The organism is uncultured Methanobrevibacter sp. (assembly GCF_902771435.1).
In the GTDB taxonomy this organism is placed as follows: Archaea; Methanobacteriota; Methanobacteria; order Methanobacteriales; family Methanobacteriaceae; genus Methanocatella.
On the sequence record NZ_CACXXB010000081.1, the window covers coordinates 1 to 3626 of the forward strand.

Genomic DNA, 3626 nt, shown 5'->3' on the forward strand with positions numbered 1-3626 from the left:
AATACAAGTGTTGAAAAGCTTGTGACCACTGTTAAAATTACAATCCAAACTAAAAACATGACGTATTTGCTTACCAGAAATTTACTTCTTGAAACAGGGATTGTCAGCATTGTCTTTAGGGTATGTTCATTGTATTCCCTTCCAAACAGATAGGAAATGATTATGGCAAAGATTAAAACCGAAAACATTGCTGATGTGTACATGTTCACATTGGTGAATAGCAATTCAAAGGTATTGCCCTCGCCAAATGCTGTGACTGCAATAAACATTAACAGTGGCGGAAGAATAGCTCCCATTAGACTTAACAGGAATATTTTTGATCTTTTAAGCTTTAAAAATTCCATTTCAATGAAAGTTTAAGCTTAAATGAGTATACAGGCAAATTGTACTTCCGCTGACTGTGAAATCCTCATTTTCTTTAAGTTCCAATAATTTGAGAATGTTTAATGCCAGATCAATGTCGGATACTTCAAATTCGACAAATTTGTTCAGTCTGTCATGCAAGTCCTCTTTTGAAATTTCTTCAATCAGAACTCCCTCATCCATGAATCCTATTACATCAGCTATGTTTTCTATTTCACTTAGAATATGTGATGAAATCAGTATCAATCAGTATCGTAATTCCGAATTCACGGGACAGCCTCTTAAGCAGGTCTCTTATTTCCTTTATTCCAAAGGGATCAAGGCCGTTTATAGGTTCATCCAAAATCAGCAGTTCAGGACTGTGCATAATTGCAGCAGCTATTCCCAGACGCTGTTTCATACCCAGTGAAAAATCCTTGAACTGTTTAGAATGATGCCCGTCCAAATTTACCATCTTAAGAACCGAATTAATGGTGTACGGGTCAAAATCCCCTCTTATTTTTGAAATGATTTTCAAATTTTCATAGGCTGTAAGATTTTCGTAAAATCCCGGAGTCTCTATAATGGAACCTATCTTTGAGTATATCTCATCTGAATGTTTTTCCGGGTTTTTTCCAAAGAGAAATATTTCTCCGCTGCTCGGATATGTCAGATTTAAAAGCATGCACATGGTTGTGGTTTTTCCGGCTCCATTCTTGCCTAAAAGCCCATAGATTTTTCCTCTTTCAACATGCATGTTAACAGAATCTACAACCTTATTTTTGGAATATATTTTTGACAACTGATTTGTTTTGATGACGTAGTCTACCATATATAAAATCTCCCTAAAAAAAATTAAAAAAAAGTAAATTAGAATGTTTAAAAACATCCTAACTATTTGACTGCTTCCCTATATACTGATCCACAGACTCTGTTGAAAAACAGACCCATATAAGAGTCTATGAACAATCCTTCAATTATCGCAATGACAACTGATACTACTGTTACCTGATTGATAGCTATCGCAAATCCTAGACTTAAAAAGCCCATCACAAAGCTTACGGCAACTGAAATAATCATCATCACTATAATTGTAAAGAGGATTATTCCAATATATTTTCCCCATCCGAGATTTGAAATGTTATCAATTATTTGCCTGAAATCGAATGCCTTTCTAATATCGTCATGAGCAACCATATTGTTCAATGCCATGACCAGAAGGAAATATGCAATTACAAGCAGCACCACTAAAATAATGGTTACCGCTGCGGCTGCAGATGAATTTCCGGCCAAAATTGTTCCAACTACAAACACAATAATTGGAATGATATAGTATGCTGCAGTTACTATGAAATATTTTATTCCTTTGATAAGCATTCCCAATATGTCGCTGAACCCCGGAAGGTCTGCCTTTTTGTCTATTGAGAATTTTAGAATGTCATACTGATATCCCCATATGAACAATGTGACTATAAAGCTGAGAATAGCCAAACCCGCTACAGGATATATGTGGCCTGCAGGCAATTGTGTAAATGGTATTTGAGATATTGGGTTAACTGATTTAATGCCAATGAATGTTGATAATGCACTCATTAATGCACATAAAACACCGAATCCTAAAAGTTTTTTAATGTCATTGAAAGGATATTTCAACCCTTCAACGACGCAATCTGTTATGCTTGCCATATTAATCACCTAAATTTGCATTGTGTATAATAATCCGATGGATCTTGCATTGAATATGCTTAAGTATGGTCCTACAATAAACATGCTTATTGCTGTGTTAATCAATATTCCCAGTGCAAATATTCCGCCCATCACATCAGCACCTAAAAGAGCGCCTGAAATTCCAAATACGGCAAATATTGCATAGATAATTGAAGTTACAACAGTACTTATGACTACAGTTATAATTATTAGTCCCAAGTATGTTGCAATGCATTCAAACCATCCGATATCATCAATTACTTCTTTTATTTCACCTATTGCGAATGCTTTTGAAAATGCACCCTCATTGTATGCCATATGACATAATCCCATTTGGCTCATCAAACATGCAACTACAACAAGGACAAAAGTGATTAAGCATCCTATAACAATCATTGCAGATGCTGCAAAACCTGGCAACTGACTTCCAAGAATTACACAGACAATAAATACAATGCATGGTACAAGCAAATAGGCTATCTGAACTATTACGACTTTAATACCATCAACAAACATGTCTATCAAATCTTCAAAGCCAGGCAATGGATCCCTTCCATTGATAATCCCGTGTACTGCATTTTCAATAACTCTGTAATTGTAACCTGTAACTAAGAATATCGGAAGCAACAATAAGCTGAAAAAACACATTACCCCCAATATCACTAAGGTTTTCCAGTCTTTAGCTGAATACTCCAGTGCGTCCTTGTATATATCTAAAATCATTTTTATCACCTAATAGTAATCATCATCGAAAATGAAAATATCTTCCATTACGAAATATTGTTCTCGATCACCTTTGAATAACATTTTATTAAAAACCTGGGTTATTTCGTATGCCAGAAATAAAGATGGATTATACCTCCCGTTTTCAAGTGCGTTAATGGTTTGCCGGGTAACTCCAACCTTATCCCCCAGTTCTTTTTGGCTCATTTTGAGCTCCTGTCTTAAATATTTAATCATGGTTCTCATAGTATTCCCACAAATTAATCATTTTTGCAAAAAGTATTTAAGTACTTGAAGTAATTATGTTAAAATCTAATTACTTATGTTAATGTTATATGACATAGTATATAAACTTTACTATTTTGAATTAATCTTATTAAATTTATTTAAAATTATTATAAAACTTAAATAATAATGTAATATCATATTACTTAATTTTAATTCTAAATAAAATAAATTAAATAGATATATATTATCCAATTATTAATCAAACAGATTATAATTGTTTTTTAATGGTAAAATTAAAAACGAAATATTTATATATTAGGTAAATCATCTTTAACATATGTAACATTTGATTAACACATTTGATGTTACAGATATAGTTCCAGGCAGAAAAAAATCATGCTAATGAACCCATAATATGCAACCCTTTTTTCCTCTAACATCTGCTTGGAACTGAAAAATATTACAAAAACTAATTTTTAAAAACAAAATAAGCAATGTTACTGTCAATTAAATCAAAAGCGGTTTTTTCATTTTAAATCTGACGGGTCGAAGTTAACATTAACGGCAAGGGTTTTGCAAAAAAAGATAATATTAAAACCTCCATATATATCAAAGACTTTTCAAAA

Annotated in this window: 6 protein-coding genes; all 6 read right to left on the reverse strand. The window is 32.9% G+C overall.

The window, feature by feature from the left end; all coding sequences use genetic code 11:
* The coding region (locus tag QZU83_RS10505; RefSeq protein ID WP_295611936.1) for an ABC transporter permease at positions 1-344 on the reverse strand (344 nt) is incomplete at its 3' end.
* 1 nt (position 345) lies between these two features.
* Complete coding sequence (locus QZU83_RS10510) at positions 346-609, reverse strand: hypothetical protein (protein ID WP_295611937.1); 264 nt, start codon at positions 607-609, stop codon at positions 346-348.
* A complete protein-coding gene (locus QZU83_RS10515) occupies positions 578-1174 on the reverse strand; it encodes an ATP-binding cassette domain-containing protein (protein WP_295611938.1) in 597 nt (198 codons plus the stop codon). The genes QZU83_RS10510 and QZU83_RS10515 overlap by 32 nt, the downstream gene beginning before the upstream one ends.
* Before the next feature lie 62 nt (positions 1175-1236).
* Positions 1237-2028 (reverse strand): DUF4013 domain-containing protein, encoded by a 792-nt coding sequence (locus QZU83_RS10520; RefSeq protein WP_295611939.1) that lies wholly within the window; start codon positions 2026-2028, stop codon positions 1237-1239.
* A gap of 9 nt (positions 2029-2037) precedes the next feature.
* Positions 2038-2772, reverse strand: coding sequence for a DUF4013 domain-containing protein (locus QZU83_RS10525; protein ID WP_295611940.1), 735 nt, complete (start codon positions 2770-2772; stop codon positions 2038-2040).
* A gap of 9 nt (positions 2773-2781) precedes the next feature.
* Positions 2782-3018, reverse strand: a complete 237-nt coding sequence (locus QZU83_RS10530) for a helix-turn-helix transcriptional regulator (protein ID WP_292744395.1) — start codon at positions 3016-3018, stop codon at positions 2782-2784.
* Positions 3019-3626 lie beyond the last annotated feature (608 nt).

What these genes read in the sequence shown, in the direction of transcription:
- QZU83_RS10520 (WP_295611939.1), bottom strand. Translation starts at nt 2,028, where the DNA reads ATGGCAAGCATAACAGATTGCGTCGTTGAAGGGTTGAAATATCCTTTC.
- QZU83_RS10525 (WP_295611940.1), bottom strand. Translation starts at nt 2,772, where the DNA reads ATGATTTTAGATATATACAAGGACGCACTGGAGTATTCAGCTAAAGAC.
- QZU83_RS10530 (WP_292744395.1), bottom strand. Translation starts at nt 3,018, where the DNA reads ATGAGAACCATGATTAAATATTTAAGACAGGAGCTCAAAATGAGCCAA.
- QZU83_RS10515 (WP_295611938.1), bottom strand. Translation starts at nt 1,174, where the DNA reads ATGGTAGACTACGTCATCAAAACAAATCAGTTGTCAAAAATATATTCC.